This window comes from Terrabacter aerolatus (assembly GCF_007991735.1).
Taxonomy (GTDB): domain Bacteria; phylum Actinomycetota; class Actinomycetes; order Actinomycetales; family Dermatophilaceae; genus Terrabacter; species Terrabacter aerolatus.
The window spans coordinates 204,177-225,383 of record NZ_BJYX01000006.1 but is presented as its reverse complement, the minus strand read 5'-3'; the positions used below and the strand labels follow the sequence as shown (position 1 = coordinate 225,383).

General features: G+C 73.0%; 18 protein-coding genes. 7 read left to right on the top strand and 11 right to left on the bottom strand.

Features of this window, described 5'->3' with window-relative positions:
- Positions 1 to 35: 35 nt before the first annotated feature.
- The gene (locus TAE01_RS08270) at positions 36 to 1,259 is read right to left on the bottom strand and encodes an acetyl-CoA C-acetyltransferase (protein ID WP_147065278.1); all 1,224 of its coding nucleotides are present in this window, start codon (positions 1,257 to 1,259) and stop codon (positions 36 to 38) included.
- A gap of 297 nt (positions 1,260 to 1,556) precedes the next feature.
- Here TAE01_RS08270 and TAE01_RS08265 point away from each other — a divergent pair, with 297 nt between their 5' ends.
- Positions 1,557 to 2,330 carry a hypothetical protein gene (locus TAE01_RS08265; protein WP_147065276.1) on the top strand — a complete coding sequence of 258 codons (774 nt, stop codon included), beginning with the start codon at positions 1,557 to 1,559 and terminating at the stop codon, positions 2,328 to 2,330.
- Positions 2,331 to 2,413: 83 nt separating this feature from the next.
- Here TAE01_RS08265 and TAE01_RS08260 read toward each other — a convergent pair whose 3' ends face one another.
- Complete coding sequence (locus TAE01_RS08260) at positions 2,414 to 3,604, bottom strand: SGNH/GDSL hydrolase family protein (protein WP_147065274.1); 1,191 nt, start codon at positions 3,602 to 3,604, stop codon at positions 2,414 to 2,416.
- Positions 3,605 to 3,780: 176 nt separating this feature from the next.
- On the opposite strand from TAE01_RS08260, the gene TAE01_RS08255 reads away from it, so the two are divergent.
- Positions 3,781 to 5,151 carry a cystathionine beta-synthase gene (locus TAE01_RS08255; RefSeq protein ID WP_147065272.1) on the top strand — a complete coding sequence of 457 codons (1,371 nt, stop codon included), beginning with the start codon at positions 3,781 to 3,783 and terminating at the stop codon, positions 5,149 to 5,151.
- Positions 5,152 to 5,411: 260 nt separating this feature from the next.
- The gene (locus TAE01_RS08250) at positions 5,412 to 6,071 is read left to right on the top strand and encodes a hypothetical protein (RefSeq protein ID WP_147065269.1); all 660 of its coding nucleotides are present in this window, start codon (positions 5,412 to 5,414) and stop codon (positions 6,069 to 6,071) included.
- A 94-nt stretch (positions 6,072 to 6,165) separates the two neighbouring features.
- Here the strand turns inward: TAE01_RS08250 and TAE01_RS08245 are convergent, their stop codons facing one another.
- Together TAE01_RS08245 and TAE01_RS08240 are read right to left on the bottom strand one after the other, a co-directional pair.
- Positions 6,166 to 6,738 (bottom strand): HhH-GPD-type base excision DNA repair protein, encoded by a 573-nt coding sequence (locus TAE01_RS08245; protein ID WP_147065267.1) that lies wholly within the window; start codon positions 6,736 to 6,738, stop codon positions 6,166 to 6,168.
- Positions 6,739 to 6,770: 32 nt separating this feature from the next.
- The gene (locus tag TAE01_RS08240; RefSeq protein ID WP_147065265.1) at positions 6,771 to 7,421 is read right to left on the bottom strand and encodes an IMPACT family protein; all 651 of its coding nucleotides are present in this window, start codon (positions 7,419 to 7,421) and stop codon (positions 6,771 to 6,773) included.
- A 124-nt stretch (positions 7,422 to 7,545) separates the two neighbouring features.
- Here TAE01_RS08240 and TAE01_RS08235 point away from each other — a divergent pair, with 124 nt between their 5' ends.
- Positions 7,546 to 8,136: a WXG100 family type VII secretion target gene (locus TAE01_RS08235; RefSeq protein WP_147065263.1), complete on the top strand. Its 591-nt coding sequence runs from the start codon at positions 7,546 to 7,548 to the stop codon at positions 8,134 to 8,136.
- 42 nt (positions 8,137 to 8,178) lie between these two features.
- Here the strand turns inward: TAE01_RS08235 and TAE01_RS08230 are convergent, their stop codons facing one another.
- Positions 8,179 to 8,868 carry a sirohydrochlorin chelatase gene (locus TAE01_RS08230; RefSeq protein WP_147065261.1) on the bottom strand — a complete coding sequence of 230 codons (690 nt, stop codon included), beginning with the start codon at positions 8,866 to 8,868 and terminating at the stop codon, positions 8,179 to 8,181.
- Between the two features lie 201 nt (positions 8,869 to 9,069).
- On the opposite strand from TAE01_RS08230, the gene cobA reads away from it, so the two are divergent.
- Both cobA and TAE01_RS08220 read left to right on the top strand, forming a co-directional pair.
- Positions 9,070 to 10,149: a uroporphyrinogen-III C-methyltransferase gene (cobA, locus tag TAE01_RS08225; RefSeq protein WP_186815103.1), complete on the top strand. Its 1,080-nt coding sequence runs from the start codon at positions 9,070 to 9,072 to the stop codon at positions 10,147 to 10,149.
- Between the two features lie 107 nt (positions 10,150 to 10,256).
- Positions 10,257 to 11,369 (top strand): uroporphyrinogen-III synthase, encoded by a 1,113-nt coding sequence (locus TAE01_RS08220; RefSeq protein ID WP_246111223.1) that lies wholly within the window; start codon positions 10,257 to 10,259, stop codon positions 11,367 to 11,369.
- Here TAE01_RS08220 and TAE01_RS08215 read toward each other — a convergent pair.
- Positions 11,359 to 11,748, bottom strand: a complete 390-nt coding sequence (locus tag TAE01_RS08215; RefSeq protein ID WP_147065257.1) for a winged helix-turn-helix transcriptional regulator — start codon at positions 11,746 to 11,748, stop codon at positions 11,359 to 11,361. The two genes, TAE01_RS08220 and TAE01_RS08215, sit on opposite strands and share 11 nt — an antisense overlap.
- A 96-nt stretch (positions 11,749 to 11,844) precedes the next feature.
- On the opposite strand from TAE01_RS08215, the gene TAE01_RS08210 reads away from it, so the two are divergent.
- Complete coding sequence (locus TAE01_RS08210; protein WP_147065256.1) at positions 11,845 to 12,723, top strand: SDR family oxidoreductase; 879 nt, start codon at positions 11,845 to 11,847, stop codon at positions 12,721 to 12,723.
- A gap of 135 nt (positions 12,724 to 12,858) precedes the next feature.
- Here the strand turns inward: TAE01_RS08210 and nirD are convergent, their stop codons facing one another.
- The 5 genes from nirD to TAE01_RS08185 are packed head-to-tail and all read right to left on the bottom strand — an operon-like array spanning position 12,859 to position 21,030.
- The gene (nirD, locus tag TAE01_RS08205) at positions 12,859 to 13,278 is read right to left on the bottom strand and encodes a nitrite reductase small subunit NirD (RefSeq protein WP_147065254.1); all 420 of its coding nucleotides are present in this window, start codon (positions 13,276 to 13,278) and stop codon (positions 12,859 to 12,861) included.
- A gap of 18 nt (positions 13,279 to 13,296) precedes the next feature.
- Positions 13,297 to 15,858: a nitrite reductase large subunit NirB gene (gene nirB, locus TAE01_RS08200; RefSeq protein WP_147065251.1), complete on the bottom strand. Its 2,562-nt coding sequence runs from the start codon at positions 15,856 to 15,858 to the stop codon at positions 13,297 to 13,299.
- A complete protein-coding gene (locus tag TAE01_RS08195) occupies positions 15,858 to 17,444 on the bottom strand; it encodes an FAD-dependent oxidoreductase (RefSeq protein WP_147065250.1) in 1,587 nt (528 codons plus the stop codon). The genes nirB and TAE01_RS08195 overlap by 1 nt, the downstream gene beginning before the upstream one ends.
- The gene (locus TAE01_RS08190; protein WP_147065248.1) at positions 17,441 to 19,585 is read right to left on the bottom strand and encodes a molybdopterin oxidoreductase family protein; all 2,145 of its coding nucleotides are present in this window, start codon (positions 19,583 to 19,585) and stop codon (positions 17,441 to 17,443) included. Before TAE01_RS08190 ends, TAE01_RS08195 begins: the two co-directional genes overlap by 4 nt.
- Positions 19,582 to 21,030, bottom strand: coding sequence for an MFS transporter (locus tag TAE01_RS08185; RefSeq protein WP_246111221.1), 1,449 nt, complete (start codon positions 21,028 to 21,030; stop codon positions 19,582 to 19,584). Before TAE01_RS08185 ends, TAE01_RS08190 begins: the two co-directional genes overlap by 4 nt.
- Between the last annotated feature and the right edge of the window lie 177 nt (positions 21,031 to 21,207).

The following is a 21,207-nucleotide window of genomic DNA, read 5'->3' as shown; positions in this document are numbered from 1 at the left end:
CCCCCACTCGACGTGGTTGGGGGCAGGTCTTGGTGTCAGCTGAGGCGCTCGAAGATGACGGCCATGCCCTGGCCGCCGCCGACGCACATCGTCTCGAGGCCGAACTGCTGGTCGCGCTCGCGCAGCGCGTTGATGAGCGTCCCGGTGATGCGGGCCCCCGTGGCACCGAAGGGGTGGCCGATGGCGATGGCGCCACCGTTGACGTTGAGCTTGTCGTAGTCCATGCCGATCTGGTCGGCCGAGCCGATGACCTGGGCGGCGAAGGCCTCGTTGATCTCGTAGAGGTCGATGTCGCCGATCGACAGGCCCGCGCGCTTGAGGGCGAGGTTGGTCGCGTCGACCGGGCCGAGGCCCATGATCTCGGGGGAGAGGCCGGTGGCGGCCGTCGAGACGACGCGGGCCAGCGGTGTCAGACCGAGCTCCTTGGCCTTGGTGTCGCTCATGATGACGAGCGCTGCAGCTCCGTCGTTGAGGGGGCAGCAGTTGCCGGCCGTGACGGTGCCCTGCTCGCGGAAGACGGGGTTGAGGCCCTGGACGGCCTCGAGGGTGACGCCGGCACGGGGACCGTCGTCCTTCGTGACCACGGTGCCGTCGGGGGTGGTGACCGGCGTGATCTCCCAGTCGAAGAAGCCACGACCGAGGGCGGCCTCGGCGCGGTTCTGGCTCGTGACGCCCCACTCGTCCTGGCGCTCGCGGGAGATGCCGTAGGCCGTCGCGACGTTCTCTGCCGTCTGGCCCATCGAGATGTAGATGTCGGGGAGCAGGCCGTCCTCGCGGGGGTCGGTCCACGTCTCGTTGGACTCGGCGATGCGCTTGGTGCGGGCCTGGGCCTCGGCGAAGCGGCCGTTCTGCTGGTCCTCCTTGGCGCCACCGGCGCCGGCCCAGTCGGTGTACTGGGAGACGCACTCGACGCCCGCCGAGACGAAGATGTCTCCCTCGCCGGCCTTGATGGCGTGGAAGGCCATTCGCGTCGTCTGGGCCGAGGAGGCACAGAAGCGGTTGATGGTCGCAGCGGGTGTGGCGTCGATGTCGAGGAGCGTGGCGACGACCTTGGCCATGTTGGACCCGTGGCGGCCCGACGGCTCGGCGCACCCGAGGTAGAGGTCCTCGACGAGGCGCTTGTCGAGTCCGGGCACCTTGTCGAGCGCGGCCTGGATGACCGTGGCGGCGAGGTCGTCGGGACGGACCTCCTTGAGCGAGCCCTTGAAGGCCCGGCCGAACGGCGAGCGGGCGGTCGAGACGATGACGGCTTCGGTCACGGGGGATCTCCTGGTGCAGCATCGACGGCCCGCGCGGCAGTGCGACGGGCGACTAAGCGCTTGCTCAGTCCCCACGATGGTAGGACGTCCTCGCACCGGATGGACAGGGCGTCGGCCATGACGTGCGTCTCGGTCGGTCACCCTGTGGTCCCGAGCAGCCGGGTGACAGCGACGGATGGGACACGACGGGAAGGTCCGCAGCGTGCGACCGTTAGGGTGGATTCGACGGCGCCGTACGCGCCGCTCGGGTCCGGGCACTCACTCCTGACCCTCCGACCACCAGGGGGCTTTCCCACCATGAAGACCTTCACGACTCGCGTCGTCGCCGTCTCCGGCGCGCTCGCGATCAGCCTCGGCGCAGCCGCGTGCTCGAAGTCCGAGACGCCGGCCGCCGGCACCAGCAGCTCGGCCGCTGCCACGTCCTCGACGCCGGCCGCCACGACGACCTCGACGACCGCCGGCTCGACGAGCGGCATGTCGCAGGCAGCCGACATCCTCGACAAGGCCAAGACCAACGCGCTCGCCGCGACGTCGGGCGCCTTCGTCGGGCAGGTCGAGCAGAGCGGCAAGGCCATCAAGATCGACTTCAAGGGCACGAGCGACGGCACGACCGCCGACATCGCCATCGAGATGGAGGGCGACGGCAAGGCCCGCGTCATCTCCGTCGGCGACGGCGTCTTCATCCAGGGCGATGCGACCTTCTGGAAGAAGCAGGGCGCACCCGCCTCGGTCCAGAAGGCCGGCGACAAGTTCATCAAGGCCCCGGCCTCGGCGTCCTCGATGACGCAGAGCCTCAGCCTGAAGAGCTTCCTCGAGAAGGCGTTCGGCGCGGTGACCCCGCAGCAGCTGGCTCCGACGGCCGCGACCGAGAACGTCAACGGGGTGGACTGCTGGGTGCTCACCGACAAGAGGGGCAAGAAGGAGGGCGCGCTCTACGTCTCCAAGGACAAGTCCGAGGTCGTGCGCTTCACCGGCTCGTCCGACAGCCCCGGCCAGCTCGACTTCTCCAAGTGGAACGAGGACCTGGGCATCAAGGCGCCCGACGCGAGCCAGATCATGAAGATCGGCTGACCTGCTCTGCCCACGAAGGGCCGTCCGCACCTGCGGGCGGCCCTTCGTCGTGTGCCGAACCCAGGGCTGGGGCCACCCGGGCGTCAGCGCAGGACCGCGCCCTCGGCGGCGTCCGTCGCAGGACTCCCGCCGTCGCCGGGGGCGTATGCCGTCCCGCCCGTCCCGAGGTCGTCGTGCGGTGCGTCGCTCGGGTCGTGGGTGGGGGCGGCCAGGGCATCGGTTGCCGGAGGTGCGGCTGGGGCCGCCGCGCCCGGGGCGGCCGCGCCCGAGGAGGCCGCGGCCGGCACGGTCGGGCGGATGCGGTGCAGCAGCACCGCCCAGCGGCCGTGCGGGCCGCGGGACTGGCCCCCGACCTCGGTGGGGGCCACCTCGGTGCCGGGCCGGGTGACCGCCTTGGTGGCGGCCACGGCGAGCGGCCGGACGCTCCCGCCGCGCCGGACGTTGGGCTCGGTCGGCGTGCTGCGCTCACCGAAGAGGTCGAGGGCAGCGCTGACGGTGGGGAGCAGGGCGGCCGCGACCCGGGCGTAGCCGGCGGGGCTGGGGTGGAAGCGGTCCTTGCTGAACATCACGTGGGGCTCGGCGGAGAAGGCCTCGCTCAGCAGGTCGCCGATCGACACCGCGCGGCCACCGGCCTCGACGACGGCCACCGTCTGGGCCGCGGCGAGGTCACGCGACCAGCGGCGGGCGAGCAGCCGAAGCGGCTGGGGCACCGGCTCGATGGCCCCGAGGTCGGGGCACGTGCCGACGACGACCTCGGCACCGGCCTTGCGCAGGCTGCCCACCGCCATCTCGAGGTGGCGCACGGCGACGGACGTGTCGATGCGGTGGGTGACGTCGTTGGCGCCGATGAGGATGACGGCGACGTCGGGCTCGGGCACGGCCGCCAGGACGCGCTCGACCTGCTCGTCGAGTCCGGGTGACTCGGCGCCGATCACCGCGACGTTGGTCAGCTCGACCGGACGGCCGCTGAACGCCGCGATGCCGTTCGCGATGGTCGCCCCGATCGTCTGGTTCGCATGGTCGGCGCCCATCCCGACACCGGTCGAGTCGCCGAGCACGACGAACCGCAGGGCTGCTCCGGATCCGGAGCCGTAGCGGCCGCTGTCGGACGGCGCGCCCTCGAAGGGCTGCCCGACGATGCGTCGGGCCATGATCGCCTCGACGCGGAGGATGCCGTAGCCGATGGCGCCCAGGGCGCCCAGCCCGGCGACCCCGACGCCACCGCCGTAGGCGGCCGCCTGTGCGATCTTGCGTGCGCGTCGTGCACGCCCCATCCCGAAGCCCCCTCCTGGTCGCGCTCGTCCTGCTCGTCCCGGTCCACCACGGTAACGCCCGGGCGCGACGGTCCGTGCCCGGTTCGTGCGGGGTCGGTCGATGCCGGTCGATGCCGGGTGGTGCGTCCGGAGGCCGGGAGTCTCGACCTCCGGGACGGCCCTCCTAGGATGGGCGCGTGAAGTATGCAGAGAACGTCGCCGACCTCGTCGGCAACACGCCCTTGGTCAAGCTCGGCTCCGTCGTCGCGGACGCGGGGGTGAGGTGCACGGTGCTGGCGAAGGTCGAGTACTTCAACCCCGGCGGCTCGGTGAAGGACCGCATCGCGCTGCGCATGGTCGAGGCCGCCGAGAGCGACGGCCTCCTCAAGCCCGGCGGCACGATCGTCGAGCCGACGAGCGGCAACACCGGTGTCGGCCTGGCCCTCGTGGCACAGCGCCGCGGCTACCACTGCGTGTTCGTCTGCCCCGACAAGGTGAGCCAGGACAAGCGCGACGTCCTCAAGGCGTACGGCGCCGAGGTCGTCGTGTGCCCGACCGCCGTCGAGCCCGAGCACCCGGACTCCTACTACTCCGTCAGCGACCGCCTGGTCCGCGAGATCGACGGCGCCTGGAAGCCCAACCAGTACTACAACCCCGAGGGCCCCAACAGCCACTACCTGAGCACCGGTCCCGAGATCTGGCGCGACACCGACGGCCGGATCACGCACTTCGTCGCGGGCGCCGGCACCGGCGGCACCATCAGCGGCACCGGCAAGTACCTCAAGGAGGTCAGCGACGGCGCGGTGCGCATCATCGCCGCCGACCCGGAGGGCTCCGTCTACTCCGGCGGCAGCGGGCGCCCCTACCTCGTCGAGGGTGTCGGCGAGGACTTCTGGCCCGGGGCCTACGACCCGTCGGTCGTCGACGACGTCATCGCCGTCAGCGACGCCGACTCGTTCGAGATGACCCGTCGACTCGCCCGCGAAGAGGGACTGCTCGTCGGTGGCTCGTGCGGCATGGCCGTCGTCGCCGCGCTCCGCGCCGCCAAGGACCTGCCCGAGGACGCCGTCATGGTCGTCCTGCTGCCCGACTCGGGCCGTGGCTACATGAGCAAGATCTTCAACGACGAGTGGATGCACTCCTACGGCTTCCTCAACGACCACACCGAGGCAACCGTCGGGTCGGTCCTGCGCGGCAAGTCGGGCGACATGCCGGCCCTCGTGCACACGCACCCCAACGAGACGATCCGCGACGCCGTGCAGATCCTGCGCGAGTACGGCGTCTCGCAGATGCCCGTCGTCAAGGCCGAACCCCCCGTCATGTCGGGTGAGGTGGCCGGGTCGGTCAGCGAGCGGGCCCTGCTCGCCGCCCTCTTCACGGGTCACGCGCACCTGGCCGACTCCGTCGAGAAGCACATGGAGCCCGGCCTGCCGCTCGTCGGCGCGGGGTCGCCCGTGTCCGCCGCCCGCAAGGAGCTCGAGGACTCCGACGCGATCCTCGTCGTCGAGGACGGCAAGCCGATCGGCGTGCTGACCCGCGCCGACCTGCTCGGCTTCCTCGCCGACTGACCCTTTGGGGGGAGCTGCGATGCCGGTCCCGGGGGGACACGACGAGTGTGGCGGCGTTCGCAGGTCGCCCTGCCCCAAGGTGCTCGAGGCCCCACGCGAGCCACTGCGTCAAACCGCGCCCTGCCTTTCCGGCGAAGTCCGACTGGTGGGCGCCAGTCTCGTCCTCTGCGCGGCGTCGACTCCGCCGAAGCGTTGCTCGGCTCGATCGCCGCGACCACGTCGCGGCTCCTCGGCACAGCTCGCGGTGTCATGATCAACCCGTGAAGCGTGCCGCTGACCTCGGTGCCCAGCCCACCATCGCGTCCGACGGCGATCTCGGGATCGAGATCCGCATCCGCCGGTGCCCGCACCGGTGGGGTCATGCCGTCGTGCCTTCGGTCGTGGTGCTCGCCGTGACGGCCGTCCTCGCCGCCTCGGCGTGCACCACGGGGCAGGGCGGCGGAGGAGCCACCACGACGTCGTCGGGGCCGGGGACGACCAGCAGTCCCGGTCCTGTGTCGAGCCCGGGGCCGACTCCGACCACCACGTCGCCAGCCGGCCGGAGCACGACCCCGACGACCGGGGCTCCGGTGCCGTCGCCCACGGTGACCGTCCTGCCGGGGGAGCGGGAGGTGACGGAGAGCGACAACGGCCGGACGGTGGACGTCGCCGGCGGCCGGGTCCTCGTCGCCGTGCTCCACAACACCTACTGGCGCTTCGGGCCGCCCGGCGCCGGCATCACCCAGCTCGGCGAGCAGGTGGTCACGCCCGCCCCACGAGGAACCTGCCTGCCCGGCGTCGGGTGCGGCACCGTCGTCGCCCGCTACCGGACCGTCGGGGTGGGCGCTGCCGACCTGACGGCGAGCCGGACCACCTGCGGGGAGGCGTTGCGGTGCTCGCCGTCCCAAGGATCCTGGGTCGTTCACGTCCGCATCGGCTGACCAGTCCGCCGGGGCGCCCGAACCGACGCCACCGCGCCCGGACCGCTTCGACGAGAAGCGAGCCCATCGGCACCCGCCCGACGGACGTGGTGTCTCAGGCGTCCTGCTGGGCCTTCGCCTCGGCCTTCTTGGCCTGCTTGAACTCCCGGACCTTGAGCAGCGAGTCCGCGTCCACGACGTCGGCCACCGAGCGGTAGCCGTCGAGGGCGTAGTCGCCCGCAGCCGACTCCCACCCCTCGGGCCGGACCCCGAGCTGCTTGGCGAGCAGGGCCACGAAGATCTGTGCCTTCTGCTTGCCGAAGCCGGGCAGCTCCTGCACGCGTCGCAGCAGCTCCTTGCCGGTGGCGGCCTCGGTCCAGAGCCGGGTCACGTCGCCGTCGTAACGGTCCTCGACGAGGGCGGCGAGCTCCTGCAGACGTGCTGCCATCGAGCCGGGGAAACGGTGGATCGCGGGCGGCGTGCTGGCCATCGCCTTGAACTCGTCCGGGTCGGCTGCCGCGATGACGGCCGGGTCGAGCGTGCCGAACCGGCTCAGCACCTTGTAGCCGCCACGGAAGGCGTGCTCCATGCCGTACTGCTGGTCGAGCATCATCCCGACGACGACGGCGAAGGGGTGCTCGTCGAGGACCTGGTCGGCAGCCGGCTCGTTGGCGATGTGGAAGCCCATGCAGGCATGCTCTCACGCTGGTGCGGGGCCGATCAGCCCGTGCGCTGCACCCAGGTCGGGGCTCCGAGGGCCACGCTTCCGGCGCCCGAGGTGAGCGAGGCGACGAGCCCGCGCACGGGCTCGTCCTCGTCCGGCTCGACGGCGAGCTCCAGGACGATGCCGGCGGCCGACCAGGCCGCCGACGTGACGGTGCAGCCACGGTGCGCACGGAGGGCGTTCTCCACCCGCGGGGCGTCCGCGCTCCCGACCGTCACGACGAGCCCCTGACGCAGCTCGCACGTCAGCAGCGTCGCGGCGTCGATGGCCTGTGAGACGGCGTCGCCGTAGGCCCGGATGAGTCCACCGGTGCCCAGCAGGGTCCCGCCGAACCACCGCGTCACGACCGCCACCACCTCGGTCAGGCCGTGGCCGGCGAGGACCTCGAGCATCGGCGCCCCGGCCGTGCCCGAGGGCTCACCGTCGTCGTTGCTGCGTCGGGTCGCGCCGTCGACGCCGAGCACGAACGCGGTGCAGTGGTGTCGGGCGTCGCGGCTGCCGGCCCGGACCTGCTCGACGAACGCGCGGGCCTCCTCCTCCGAGCTCGCCGGCGACACGTCGCAGACGAACCGCGACCGCTTCACCTCGATCTCGGCGGAGGCGGGCGATGCGATGGTCAGGTAGCGGCGTGGCGGGCTCAGCGGCATACCTTCCCTCGGGCACGGGCGGGACGTTCCGAGTATGCCGTGGGCCCGGGGAGCGTTCCCCGTTGCACCCAACGTGCCCGTCAGGTGAGTATGGGTCCGGTTTGCAGGGGTGAAGGGGAGTTCTGTGTTCTCGAAGGGTGCTGACGTCGATGCTCTGCGCGACTCGGCGGGTCGTCTGGCGTCGTTCGGCCGGGAGGTCGACGTCGTCCGCGCGCGCGGACAGCGCGCGGTCAGCGTGATGCAGTCGGCCTGGCAGGGCCCGGACCTGCAGCACCTGCTCGAACGCTGGCGTCGGGTCGAGCACGACCTGCAGCGCATCAGCGCCGACCTCGACCGGTTGGCGCGGCGCCTGCACGACAACGCGGACCTCCAGCACCGGTCCTCAGGGTTCTCAGGGCTCTCAGGGTCCTCAGGGTCCGCCCTGTCTCCCGCGGGCGTCAGCGGGTCGCGCCACCCCGCAGGTCACGTCAGCGGGCCGGTGGCCCACCCCGTGGCCCCGACCGATACCCCTTCGGGCCGGCGCGTGTCGGGCGCCCATCCCGTGGTCGTGCCCGGGGTGCCGCAGCCGCTCCGCGCGGTGGGCCTGGCCCAGTGGATCGGCGGCGCCGTTAGTGGCCCCGCTGGTCACCCGGCAGTCGACCCGACGCACGCTCCGGTCCGGTCGGCGGCGGTGGTCGCCACGGCTGCGCACCAGCTCGGGCGGCCGACCCGCTGACTCGGTCGCGTCGCGCGCCCCCGGCCCGGGGCGTGGGTCTCGTCAGCCGGCGTAGCGCTCGACGACGATGTCGACGAGCTCCTCGGGGGCCGGCTCGTGAGCGAGCAGCAGCGGAGGGGTGGTGAGGTCCGCCCCCGACCGGCCGGCCAGGTCCGCGAAGAACCCGGGTGCAAGCAGATAGGTGGCGACGACAACCCGACGTCCCGGAAGCCGTTGCGCCGCAACGGCATCGGCGAGCCTGGGCTCGGCAGCGGACAGGTAGCCGGCGACGACCGGCCGCCCGATGAGCCGACCGAGCGCTGCTGCCACGTGCTCGCAGTCACCCACGGCCGACGCCTGAGAGGAACCGGCAGCGCCGAGCACCACGACGTCGTCGTCGCGCAGCCCGGCGTCCGCGAGCCGGCGCGCCAGCAGCGACGCCAGCCGGTCGTCCGGCCCCAGGGCCGGTGCGACCGTCGTGCCCGGCACCGCCTCCGCGGCCTCGGCGAGGTCGACGTAGACGTGGTAGCCGGCCGAGAGCAGCAGCGGCACCAGTCGACCCGGGGTGGCCGCGTCGAGCGAGGTCAGCACGGTCGAGGGACCCGGCGGCTGCACGTCGACGAAGGCCGCCCGCACGGTGAGGTCCGGGCGTCGCGCCGCCACGGCGGCGACGAGGCTCCCGATGGCCGACCGGCCGGCCGCCGAGGACGTGCCGTGGGCCACCGCCACGAGCGCGGGTGATGCGCTGGTCATGGCCACACTCTCTCAGGTCGGCGCCGGACGGGGCGGGGCGTACCCCGAGCGGCGCCGACGCCCGTCCGGCGAACGCACCTCACGGCATACAGCCCGGTGAGTGGGTCGTTACCGGGGCATCGCCGGACGGAAACGCGGACGAAACACGCTCTTCCTACGCTGGCGACCGACGTGGAACGCGAGCTGCGACGGGAGGCCGACATGCTGATCGAGACCGACCTCGAGGGACTGTCCGTGCTCGTCGTGGGCCCGCCGGGACTGACGACCGCCTGCGTGCGCCGCTACGAGCGGGCCGGGGCCGTGGTGTCGGTGGCCGCGCGCCCCCGTGACGTGACCCGCGAGCGCTGCGAGGGCGCCCGCCTCGGTGTCCTCGTCGGGCCGGCGGCCACGTGGACCGAGGCCCGCGCGGCTCTCGTGGGGTGCTGCCCCGTCGTGACCGAGCCGGCCCCGGACGCGCCCCGGGGCCGGGTCGTCCTCGTCGGCGCGGGTCCCGGGGGTCTCGAGCTCATGACGCTCGCCGGGATCCGCGCCCTCGCGGACGCCGACGTCGTGCTGACCGACCGGCTCGCGGAGGTGGGCGACGTCGCAGCGCTCGCTCCGGGCGCCGAGGTCGTGGACGTCGGCAAGCGGCCCGGGCACCACGCCGTGCCCCAGGGCGACATCGAGCGCCTCCTGGTCGACCGTGCCCTCACGGGTCTCACGGTGGTGCGCCTCAAGGGCGGTGACCCCTACGTCTTCGGCCGTGGAGGTGAGGAGGTCGCTGCCGCGGTGGAGGCGGGCCTTCCCGTGACCGTCGTGCCCGGGGTCTCCTCGGCCGTCGGGGTGCCGGGCAGCGCCGGCATCCCGGTGACCCACCGGGGAGTCAGCCACGCCTTCACCGTCGTCTCGGGGCACGTCCCGCTCGAGCCGCCCCAGGCCCGCGCCCTGGCGGGGCTGGGTGGCACCGTCGTCATCCTCATGGGGATGCACAACCTCGTCCCGCTCACCACCGCCCTGCTCGGTGCCGGAATGCCGGGCGACACCCCGGCCGCGGTCGTCGAGCGCGGCTTCACCCCCGACCAGCGCAGCATCGTCGGAACCCTCGCCACCCTCTCCGACGCCGCGGCCCGGGCCGGTGCGGCCTCGCCGGCGGTCGTCGTCGTGGGCGAGGTCGTCCGGCAGTCGGCGGTCTGGGCGCGCCGCCAGGGGGCGGTGCCAGCGGACGCCGCCCGCTCGGCGGAGCTCGCCGACCTCGCCGACCTGGTCGGGGTCGCCGGCCTCGCCCTGGACGTCGTGGCGTGAGCGACCCCACCGCGGAACCCGTCCGTCCCGCCCGATCCGCCCGATCCACCCGGCGCGCCCACCCGCCCACGGCCTGGTCGGCACAGCTCGGTGGACCGGACCCCGACGTGACCCGCGTCGAGGCGACGGGGCCGGTGCTCGAGGGTTTCCGCATCGGGGTCACCTCCGACCGTCGCTCCGGTGACCTCATCGACGCCTTCGTGCGGCGGGGCGCCGAGGTGATCCACGCCCCCGCCGTCCGCATCGCTCCCGTCGACGAGGACGAGATCCTGCTCGGAGACACGCGGGCCATCATCGAGTGCCGCCCCGACGTCGTCATCGTGACGACGGCCTACGGCTTCCGGCGATGGATCGAGGCCGCCGATGCAGCGGGGCTGGGGGAGGACCTGGCCCGCACCCTCGACCACGCGAGGATCATCGTGCGCGGCCCCAAGGCGCGGGGTGCCGTGCGTGCCGCCGGGCACGACGACGCCGGCATCGCCGACGACGAGCGCACCGCCTCGACGGTCGGGCTGGCCCTCGAGGGTGGAGTGCAGGGCAGACGGGTGGCCGTCCAGCTGCACGGGCACGAGGACGTGGAGCAGCTCGAACGCCTGCGTGCGGCCGGGGCCAGGGTGCTGACCGTGGCGCCCTACCGGTGGGTCCGTCCGACCGACGAGAGCCGGCTGGGTCGTCTCGTGGCCGCGGTCGCCGCGCGTGAGCTCGACGTCGTGACCTTCACGTCCGCCCCCGCGGTCGACGGGCTCGTCTCTGCCGCAGCGCAGCTCGGCATGGATGGTGTGCTGGTGGACGCGCTCCGCCGGGGCGTGACGGCGGCCGCAGTGGGGCCGGTGACCGCAGCGCCCCTGCTCGACCTGGGTGTCACGCCGATCGTGCCCGAACGCTTCCGGATGGGGGCGCTCATCAGGACGGTCGTCGAGCACCTGACGGTGAACGGCGTCGAGCACGTGGAGACGGCGCTGGGCCCGCTCGTCGTGCACGGCCGCGTCGTGACGTTCGGTGGCGAGACGGTGACGCTGGCACGCGGTCCGCGGGCGATGCTGGCCGCTTTGATGTCGGAGCCCGGTGCGGTGCTGTCCCGCGAGCGACTGCTCGACGAGCTGCCGGAAGCCGAGAACGAGCACGCGCTGGACATGGCCGTCAGCCGGCTCAGGTCCGCGCTGCCCGACCGCCACCTCGTGCAGACGGTCGTGCGCCGCGGCTACCGGCTCAACGTGTAGCGGCTGCCGCCTCTGCGTCGCCGACGATCGCCGGCGCGTGGTCGGCGATCCAGTCCATGAGGGGCACCATCCGCTCGGCGAGCTCGCTGCCGCGCGCCGTGAGGGCGTACTCGACGTGCGGGGGCACGACGGGACGCGCGTGCCGGCTCACGAGACCGTCGGCCTCGAGTGTCCTCAGCGTCTGGGCGAGCATCTTCTCGCTGACGCCCTCGGCGCGGCGACGCAGCTCGCTCCAGCGCAGCGGCTCGCCCTCGGCCAGGGCGAGGATGACGAGCGTGCCCCACTTGCTCGTCACGTGGTCGAGCACGACGCGGCTCGGGCAGTCGGAGGAGAAGACGCCATCGGGGAAGTGGCGGCGCAGAGGTGGACTAACCGTCATGTCAGTACCTTACTTCAAAGTGGGTACTAACTTCTGGGAAGTATGCCGTGGGTGCGGTCGTTCTCGAGGGTGTCAGCCCCACCCGAAAGGAACGTCATGACCCTTCTCGTCACCGGTGCCAGCGGCCACCTCGGCCGTCTCGTCGTCGAGTCCCTCCTCGAGCGCGGCACGCCCGCAGCCGAGGTCGTCGCCATCGCCCGCAACCCCGAGTCCGTCGCCGACCTGGCCGAGCGGGGCGTCGACGTGCGCCGCGCGGACTACACCGACCCCGCGTCGCTCGACGCGGCGTTCGAGGGCGTCGACCGCCTCCTGCTCGTGTCCGGCAGCGAGGTCGGCCAGCGGATCGCCCAGCACGCCAACGTCATCGACGCAGCGAAGCGTGCTGGGGTGGGCTTCGTGGCCTACACGAGCATCACGCGCGCCGACACCTCCGACCTCGCGCTGGCCGCCGAGCACCGCGCCACGGAGGAGCTGCTCGCCGCCTCCGGCCTGCCGCACGCCCTCCTGCGCAACTCCTGGTACCTCGAGAACTACACCGGCCAGCTGCCCACCGTCCTCGAGCACGGCGCCGTCCTCGGTGCTGCCGGCGCGGGCCGGGTCAGTGCCGCGACCCGCGCCGACTACGCGGACGCCGCCGCCGTCGTGCTCGCCGGTGACGGCGGGTCGCACGAGGGCGCCGTCTACGAGCTCGGCGGCGACATGGCATTCACCCTGGGTGAGCTCGCCGCCACCGTGGCCCACGTCAGCGGGAAGGACGTCGTCTACCGCGACCTCTCCGTTGCCGACTACACGGCGGCCCTCGTCGCCGCGGGCCTGCCCGAGGGGTATGCCGGCGTGCTCGCCGACAGCGACCGCGGGATCGCCGACGGGGCTCTGTTCACCGACACCGGCGACCTCTCGCGTCTCACCGGCCGCCCGACGACCAGCCTCGAGGACGCTCTCCGCGCCGCCCTCGTCACCACCCCCACCGCCTGACCCCACACCCCACCCGTCGAAAGCCCAAGGCTCGCCCCCTCTTATCCGTCGAGAGGCCAGAGCTCGCGTCGTGCTCGGCGCGCGCAGACCGGCCTCTTGACGGTGGGGGCCGGCAGAGTTCGGCCCTTCGAGGGTTCAGCGGGGGAGGCCGAGGCGGACGGTGCCGTGCTGGACGCGGACGGCATACGTCGGCAGGGCCACCTCGGGATCGTCGAGGGCCACGCCGGTGCGCAGCGAGAAGACCTGCTTGAGCAGTGGCGAGGCCACCGTCGGGTCGCCGGCCCGGTCGCCGGTCAGACCGCGCGAGATCACGGCGGCGCCGGCATAGGGGTCGAGGTTGCCGACGGCGTAGATCATCCCGTTGGGCAGCAGGAAGAGCGCTGCCTGGGCGCTGCCGGGCAGCAGTACGGCGACCCCGCGGCCGGGCACGAGCCGGCTGACCGGACAGGCCACGATCCACTGCCTCGTTCCGGGGGTGGGCAGCATGCCGGGGCGCACGACGGCGCGCGACGTGGTCGGAGCCTCCTCGACCGGGCTCAGGGTCAGTGTCGTCATGGTGGGCTCCTCTGCGGCTCAGACGTTCTCGCGGATGGTGGGCAGGCCGAGCAGCACCGGTACCTTGCGCGGACCGGACTCGTCGAAGGCCACCGTGGGGTCGGCCTCCTCGGGGGCGTTGACGAACGACACGAAGCGCGAGAGCTTCTCCGGGTCGTCGAGCACGGCCTTCCACTCGTCCTGGTAGCCCGCGACATGTCGGTCCATCGCGGCCTCGAGGTCGGCGGCGATGCCGAGCGAGTCCTCGCACACGACGGCCCGGAGGTGCTCGAGCCCGCCCTCGAGCGCGTCGAGCCACGGAGCCGTGCGCTGGAGTCGGTCAGCCGTGCGCACGTAGAACATCAGGAAGCGGTCGATGTAGCGCACGAGGGTCTCGTCGTCGAGGTCGCTCACGAGCAGCCTCGCGTGGGCGGGCGTCTGGCCCCCGTTGCCGCAGACGTAGAGGTTCCACCCCTTGTCGGTCGCGATGACGCCGACGTCCTTGCCGCGCGCCTCGGCGCACTCGCGCGCGCAGCCCGAGACCCCGAACTTGATCTTGTGCGGCGAGCGGAGCCCGCGGTAGCGGTGCTCCAGGTCCACGGCCATCGCGACCGAGTCCTGCACGCCGTAGCGGCACCAGGACGACCCGACGCACGACTTCACGGTGCGCAGCGACTTGCCGTAGGCCTGCCCCGACTCCATGCCGACGTCGACGAGGCGCTGCCAGATCGCGGGCAGCTGCTCGACGCGCGCGCCGAAGAGGTCGATGCGCTGGCCGCCGGTGACCTTGACGTAGAGCCCGAAGTCCCGGGCGACCTGCCCGATGACGATGAGCTGCTCGGCCGTCACCTCGCCACCCGGCATCCGCGGGACGACCGAGTACGTGCCGTTCTTCTGGATGTTGGCGAGGAAGTGGTCGTTGCTGTCCTGGAGCGCTGCCTGCTCCCCGTCGAGGACGTGGTCGCTGCTCGTCGAGGCGAGGATCGAGGCGACGGTCGGCTTGCAGATCTCGCAGCCCGTGCCCGTTCCGTAGCGTGCGACGAGCCCCGAGAAGGTGCGGATGCCGGTCGAGACCACGATCTCGAAGAGCTCTGCGCGGCTCTGCTCGAAGTGCTCGCAGAGGGCCTTGGACAGCTCGACCCCCGAGTCGACGAGCAGCTTCTTGACGGTGGGCAGGCAACCACCGCAGGTGGTTCCGGCGGTGGTGCAGCCCTTGATCGCGGCGAGGTCGCAGGCTCCTTCGGCGATCGCCCCGCAGATCGAGCCCTTCGTCACGTTGTTGCACGAGCAGATGACGGCGTCGTCGGGAAGTGCCGAGCCGAGCGCCGAGTCGTCGATGCCGGCGGGGGAGACGAGGGTCCCCGGGTCGCCGGGGACCTCACGGCCGACGTAGGCCTTGAGCGTCGTGTACGCCGACGCGTCGCCGACGAGGATGCCGCCGAGCAGCGTCCTGGCGTCGTCGCTGACGACGACCTTGGCGTAGGTGCCCTTCGTCGCGTCCGTGTGGACGATCTCGAGGGCTCCCGGCGTCGTGGCCATCGCGTCGCCGAAGGAGGCCACGTCGACGCCGAGCAGCTTGAGCTTGGTCGACAGGTCGGCACCGGGGAAGGTCGCGTCGCCCCCGAGCAGCCGGTCGGCGACGACCTCGGCCATCGTGTATCCCGGTGCGACGAGGCCGTAGCAGCGCCCCTCGACCGCAGCGACCTCGCCCACGGCCCAGACGTTCTCGTCGCTCGTGCGGCACGCGATGTCGGTGAGGACCCCGCCCCGCTCGCCGACGTCGAGGCCGGCGGCCCGCGCCACGGCGTCCGACGGGCGCACACCCGCCGAGAACACGACGAGGTCGGTGAGCAGCGCCGTGCCGTCGGACAGCTCGACCGCCAGGCGACCGTCGTCCTGTGTCGCGATCGAGCTCGTGCCGGCGCCGGTGTGCACGTTGACGCCGAGTCCGCCGATGAGTCGCTCGAGCACGGCCCCGCCGCCAACGTCGACCTGCAGCGGCATGAGCCGTGGAGCGAACTCGACGACGTGCGGCGTCAGGCCGAGCAGGCGCAGCGCGTTGGCCGCCTCGAGGCCGAGCAGGCCGCCGCCGACGACGAGTCCGTTCGCCTCGCGCCCTTCGGCCGCGGCCCGCTCGATCGCGGACTCGGCGGCGAGGCGGATGGCGTCGAGGTCGTCGAGCGTGCGGTAGACGAAGCAGCCCGCAGAGTCGTGGCCGGGCACCGGCGGCACGAAGGGGTGGGAGCCGGTCGCGATGACGAGGTCGTCGTAGGCGATGACGTCGCCGTCGTCAGTGGTGACCGTGCGCGTATCGCGGTCGACGTGCTCCGCGCGCACGCCGAGCCGCAGGTCCACGAGGTCGTCACCGGCATACGAGTTGCCCGACAGCGCAAGCGCGTTCCGGTCCCACGTGCCGACGTAGGACGACAGCCCCACCCGGTCGTATGCCGCGTCCGCCTCCGCCGAGAGGACGGTGACCTTCCACGTGCTCCCGGTGTCGCGCGAGCGGAGGGCCTCGACGAAGCGGTGGCCGACCATGCCGTGTCCGATGACGACGACGGTCCGGGTGGGAGTGCCGGTCGGGTTCTCGGGAGTGGACATCAGGCGGCTCCTTCGGTCAGGGCGGCGGCTGCCGGCACCGGTTCGGGGGTCGAGGAGGTGGTTGAGGAGGTGGTGGATGTCGTGCGGCCGGGAGCCGGCTCGGCCGAGTGCAGCCACGAGCACAGGCCGTCGACCGCGCCCTTGCACGAGCCGCAGCCGGTCGTGGCCCGGGTGGCCTCGGCCACGGCGCCGACGGTCACGGCGCCGGCGCGGAAGGCGCCGACGATCGCGGACTTCGTCACGGTGTTGCACCGGCAGATGACGGCCGTGCCGGGCATCTCGGCGAGGTTGACGGCCTCGGCGGCGCCCGACCGCGTGATCGCGCGACCGAGCATGAGTGACAGGCGGTCCCGCGGGACGACCGCGCCGGTGTCGTACAGCTGGGTCAGTGCGCCGGCGGCGTCTCCGATGCCGAGCAGGATGGCGCCGACGAGACGGTCCTGGCGCAGCACGAGCTTGGCGTAGCGGCCCCGGCTCGGGTCGGTGAAGGCGAGCACCTCGTGCCCGGCGTCGTGGACGTCGACGTCGACGGTGCCCATGCTCGCGAGGTCGATGTCGGGAGCCTTGAGGCGGGTCAGGACGCTCGTGCCCTCATACGTCGCGTTGGGGTCGCCGCCGGTGAGCACGTCGGCCAGGACTCGGGCCTGGTCCCAGCCGGGCTGGACGAGTCCGGCCACCTCGCCGCGGTGCTCGGCGCACTCGCCGATGGCGTGGACGTGGGGGAGGGAGGTCGCGAGGCGGTCGTCGACGACGATCCCGCGGTCGACGTCGAGGCCGGTCGCCACGGCGAGGTCGGTGCGGGGCCGGACGCCGGTCGCGACGACGACGAGGTCGGCGGCGAGCCGCGTTCCGTCGTCGAGGACGACGTGCGCCGACTGCCCGTCGACCGGAGCCTGCCGCTCGACGACGAGGCGTCCGAGGACGAGCCGGGCGCCGATGCCGCGGACGACGCGGGACAGCACGGCGCCGCCGTCGGCATCGAGCTGCCGGTCCATGGGGAAGTCCTGCGGGTGCACGACGGTGACGTGGACGCCACGAGCCAGCAGGCCACGGGCTGCCTCGAGCCCGAGCAGCCCCCCGCCGAGCACGACTGCGGTGGAAGCGGACTCGGCCGCCTCGACGATGCGCGCACAGTCATCGACCGTGCGGAAGGCGACGACCCCGTCGGCCAGCGGGGTCCCGGGACCGGGCGTCCCGGCATACAACCCGTGGGTCGGGGGGACGAAGCTCGTGCTGCCGGTGGCGAGGACGAGCTCGTCCCAGGTGAGGACGCACTCGGCGCCGGCGGCCACGACGGTCGCCGTCTGCGTGGCGGCGTCGACGTCCAAGACCCGGGCGCCCGTGACGACCTCGATGTGGCGCGCCGCCCACCAGCCGTCCGGCTTGAGGCGCGTGTCGCGCGGGCCGAGACCCCCGGCGACGACGGTCGACAGGAGCACCCGGTTGTAGGCGGCGTGCGGCTCCTCGCCGACGACGGTGACGGCGAACCGCTCGGCGTTCGGGTCCCGATGGCGGATCTCCTCGGCGAGCCGCGCGCCGGCCATGCCGTTGCCGACGACGAGGACGTGTCTGCGGGAGCGGGTCATGCGACGGCCTCCAGACGGACGGCGCACGCCTTGAACTCGGGCATGCGGCTGGTCGGGTCGAGGGCAGCGTGGGTCAGGGAGTTGGCGCGGGCGTCGCCGCCCCAGTGGAAGGGCAGGAAGACGACGTCGGGGCGCATGTCGTCGTCGACGCGGACGACGGCACGGGTGCGGCCGCGACGGCTGACGACGTCGGCACGGTCGCCGTCGGCGAGCCCGGCCGCCTCGGCCGTGTCGGGGTGCACGTGGACGAACATGTCGCCGGCCGCGGCCGCCAGCTCGGCGACGAGCCGGGTCTGGGCGCCCGACTGGTAGTGCTGGAGCACCCGTCCCGTCGTCGCGACGAGGGGGTATGCCGTGTCGTCGGCCTCGACGGGACCCGCGTGGTCGACGGCGACGAAGCGGGCGAGCCCGTCCGGTGTGGCGAACGCATCGAGGAAGAGCCGCGGAGTGCCCTGTGGCCTCTCGGCGCTGCACGGCCAGTGGAGGCTCTCGCCGGCGTCGAGCCGCTCCCACGTGACGGCGGAGTAGTCGGCCGGGCCGCCCGCGGACGCCCGGCGCAGCTCGTCGAAGACGACTCTCGGGTCGGTGGGGAAGTCTGTGCTGCAACCGATCCGGCGTGCCAGCTCGCTCCACACCTCGAGCTCGCTGCGGCACTCGGATGGGGCGTCGAGCGCCTTGCGACGGCGCAGCACCCGGCCCTCGAGGTTGGTCAGCGTGCCCTCCTCCTCGGCCCACTGGAGGACCGGGAGCACGACGTCGGCGACGGCCGCCGTCTCGGACAGGACGAAGTCGGACACGACGAGCAGGTCGAGCGCGGCGAGGCGCTCGGTCACGACGCGGGCGTCGGGGGCAGAGACGACCGGGTTGCTGCCGTGGACCATGAGGACGTGCGGGCCGCCGTCGGTCCCGAGGGCCGACAGCAGCTCGAAGGCGCTGCGACCGGGGCCCGGGAGGTCGGCCGGGTCGACGCCCCAGACGGAGGCGACGTGCGCTCGGGCCTCGGGGTCGTCGATCTTGCGGTAGCCGGGCAGCTGGTCGGCCTTCTGGCCGTGCTCGCGGCCGCCCTGGCCGTTGCCCTGGCCGGTGATCGTGCCGAAACCGGTGCCGGGGTTGCCGGGCAGTCCGAGCGCCAGGGCGAGCGCGATGAACGCCGTCACGGTGTCGGTGCCGCTCGCGTGCTGCTCGGTGCCGCGGGCGGAGAGCACGTAGGCGCCGCGCTCGGTGTCGCGGGCGCGGGCCAAGCCCGAGACGGCCGCCCGCATCGTCGTGACCGCCACGCCGGTGACTCGCTCGGCGCGCTCGGGCAGCCACTGCGCCGCGACCGCCCACACGTCGTCGAAGCCGGAGGTGCGCTCCGCGATGAACCCGCGGTCGGCATACCCTTCCGTGACGGCGAGGTGGAGCATGCCGAGGGCCAGTGCGGCGTCGGTCCCGGGGCGCAGCTGCAGGTGCAGCCCGCCGCCGTCGAGGGCCTTGGCCGCGGTGGGGGTCAGGCGCGGGTCGGCGACCATGAGGCCGCCGGCGTCGGCCGCACGCACGAGGTGGGTCAGGAACGGCGGCATCGTCTCGGCGGGGTTGGCTCCGAGGAGCAGGACGGCGTGCGCGGAGCCGATGTCGGTGACGGGGAAGGGGAGCCCGCGGTCGAGGCCGAAGCAGCGGATCCCCGCGGCGGCGGCCGAGCTCATGCACCAGCGCCCGTTGTAGTCGATCTGGCTCGTGCGGAGCGCGACGCGCGCGAACTTGCCCAGCTGGTAGGCCTTCTCGTTCGTCAGGCCGCCGCCGCCGAAGACTGCCACGGCGTCCCTGCCGTATGCCGTCTGCGTCCGCACGATGGCGTCGGAGACCACGTCGAGAGCCTCGTCCCACGACGCGGGGGCGAGCTGCCCGTCACGCCGGACGAGCGGCGTCGTGAGCCGGCCGGGGGTGCGGAGCAGCTCGGCGCTCGTCCACCCCTTCTGGCACAGTCCGCCCCGGTTCGTGGGGAAGCGGCGCGGGCTGACGGTCAGGTCTGCCGCCGAGGCCCCGGTCAGGGTCATCGCGCACTGGAGCCCGCAGTAGGCGCAGTGCGTCGCGACGCCGGCCTGCTCGGAGGGGGCGTCCCGTCCCAGCGGGCGGGGCGGGCTCGTCACGTCGGTCGTCATCGGCGGTAGCGCACCTTGGTCAGGGCGGCGGCGCCGACGTAGAAGAGCGTGAAGACGACGAAGGCCGCCGTGGCCGAGTGGCCCGCTCCCTGGTACGACGCGCGCAGCCCGAGGTTGATGAGCACCCCGCCGAGGGCCCCGACGGCGCCGGCGATGCCGATGAGGGCCCCGGACATGGATCGCGACCAAGCGGTGCGCTCGACCGCCGGACCGGGGACCGCAGCCGACTTCGCCTCGAAGAGCGCCGGGATCATCTTGTAGACCGAGCCGTTGCCGATGCCCGAGAGGACGAAGAGGAGCACGAAACCGCCGATGAGCCCGGTCAGCTGGACCCCGGTCGCGGCGCCGCGGGTCAGGTCGTCGGAGCGGGCGGCCGCAGTCACGAGCACGCCCGCCGCGGCCATGCCGACGAAGGTCCACAGGGTCACGGACGCACCGCCGCGTCGGTCCGCCAGGCGTCCACCCCAGACCCGGCTCACCGAGCCGAGGAGCGGCCCGACGAAGGCGATCTGCGCGGCGTGCAGGCTCGCCGCCGCCGTCTGCGCCGGTGTCGGGACCGCGCCGCCGGTCATGCCCGCGAGGAAGGTCTGGTTGAGCACCTGCCCGAAGGCGAAGCCGAAGCCGATGAACGAGCCGAAGGTGCCGATATAGAGCAGCGAGATGACCCAGGCGTCGGTGTGCCGCAGGACCTCGAGCATCGCCCTCGGGTTGGCCGTCTGGTGGTCGAGGTTGTCCATGAAGGCCGCGGCGCCGATGCTCGCGACCGCGAGCAGGACGAGGTAGACCGCGCACACGACCTCGGGGCGGCGGTTGCCGAGCGTCGCGATGACGAGCAGACCGACGAGCTGGACGACCGGGACGCCGATGTTGCCGCCGCCCGCGTTGAGCCCGAGCGCCCAGCCCTTCATCCGCTGCGGGTAGAAGGCGTTGATGTTCGTCATCGACGAGGCGAAGTTGCCCCCACCGAGGCCCGCGAGGCCCGCCACGAGCAGGAACGTCGTCAGGGAGTGGCCGGGGTTGACCATGAGCCACCACGTGAGCACCGTCGGCACGAGCAGGGCGAAGCCGCTGACGATGGCCCAGTTCCGGCCGCCGAAGAAGGCCGTCGCCATCGTGTAGGGCACCCGCAGGACCGCCCCGACGAGGGTCGGCACGGCGACGAGGAAGAACTTGTCGGCGGCCGTGAAGCCGTAGACGGCCTGCGGCATGAACAGGACCATGACCGACCAGATCGACCAGATCGAGAAGCCGATGTGCTCGGTCGCGACCGACCACACGAGGTTGCGGCGGGCGACGTGCCTGTTGCCCGCCTCCCAGGCGGCGGTGTCCTCCGGGTCCCAGTCGCGGATGACCCGCGTGCGCGGAGCAGTCAGGGCGCGGAGCCGGCCCGGTCCCTCCGGTGCGACGGGGCTCGTGCCGGTGGTCGGGGTGGTGGTCGTGCTCACGGGTTCCTCCTCGGGAGGCGGGTGGGGGCCGCTGCGAGAGCGTGACGCCCACGCTAGGAAGCCGGTGTTGCACGGCGTCCGACCTGCCGTGACACCTCGGTTACATCCCCCTCACGAGAGTCCGGACCCGCTGTGAGGTCGTGCACTACGGCTCCTGCCCAGCGCCTCACGGACGGC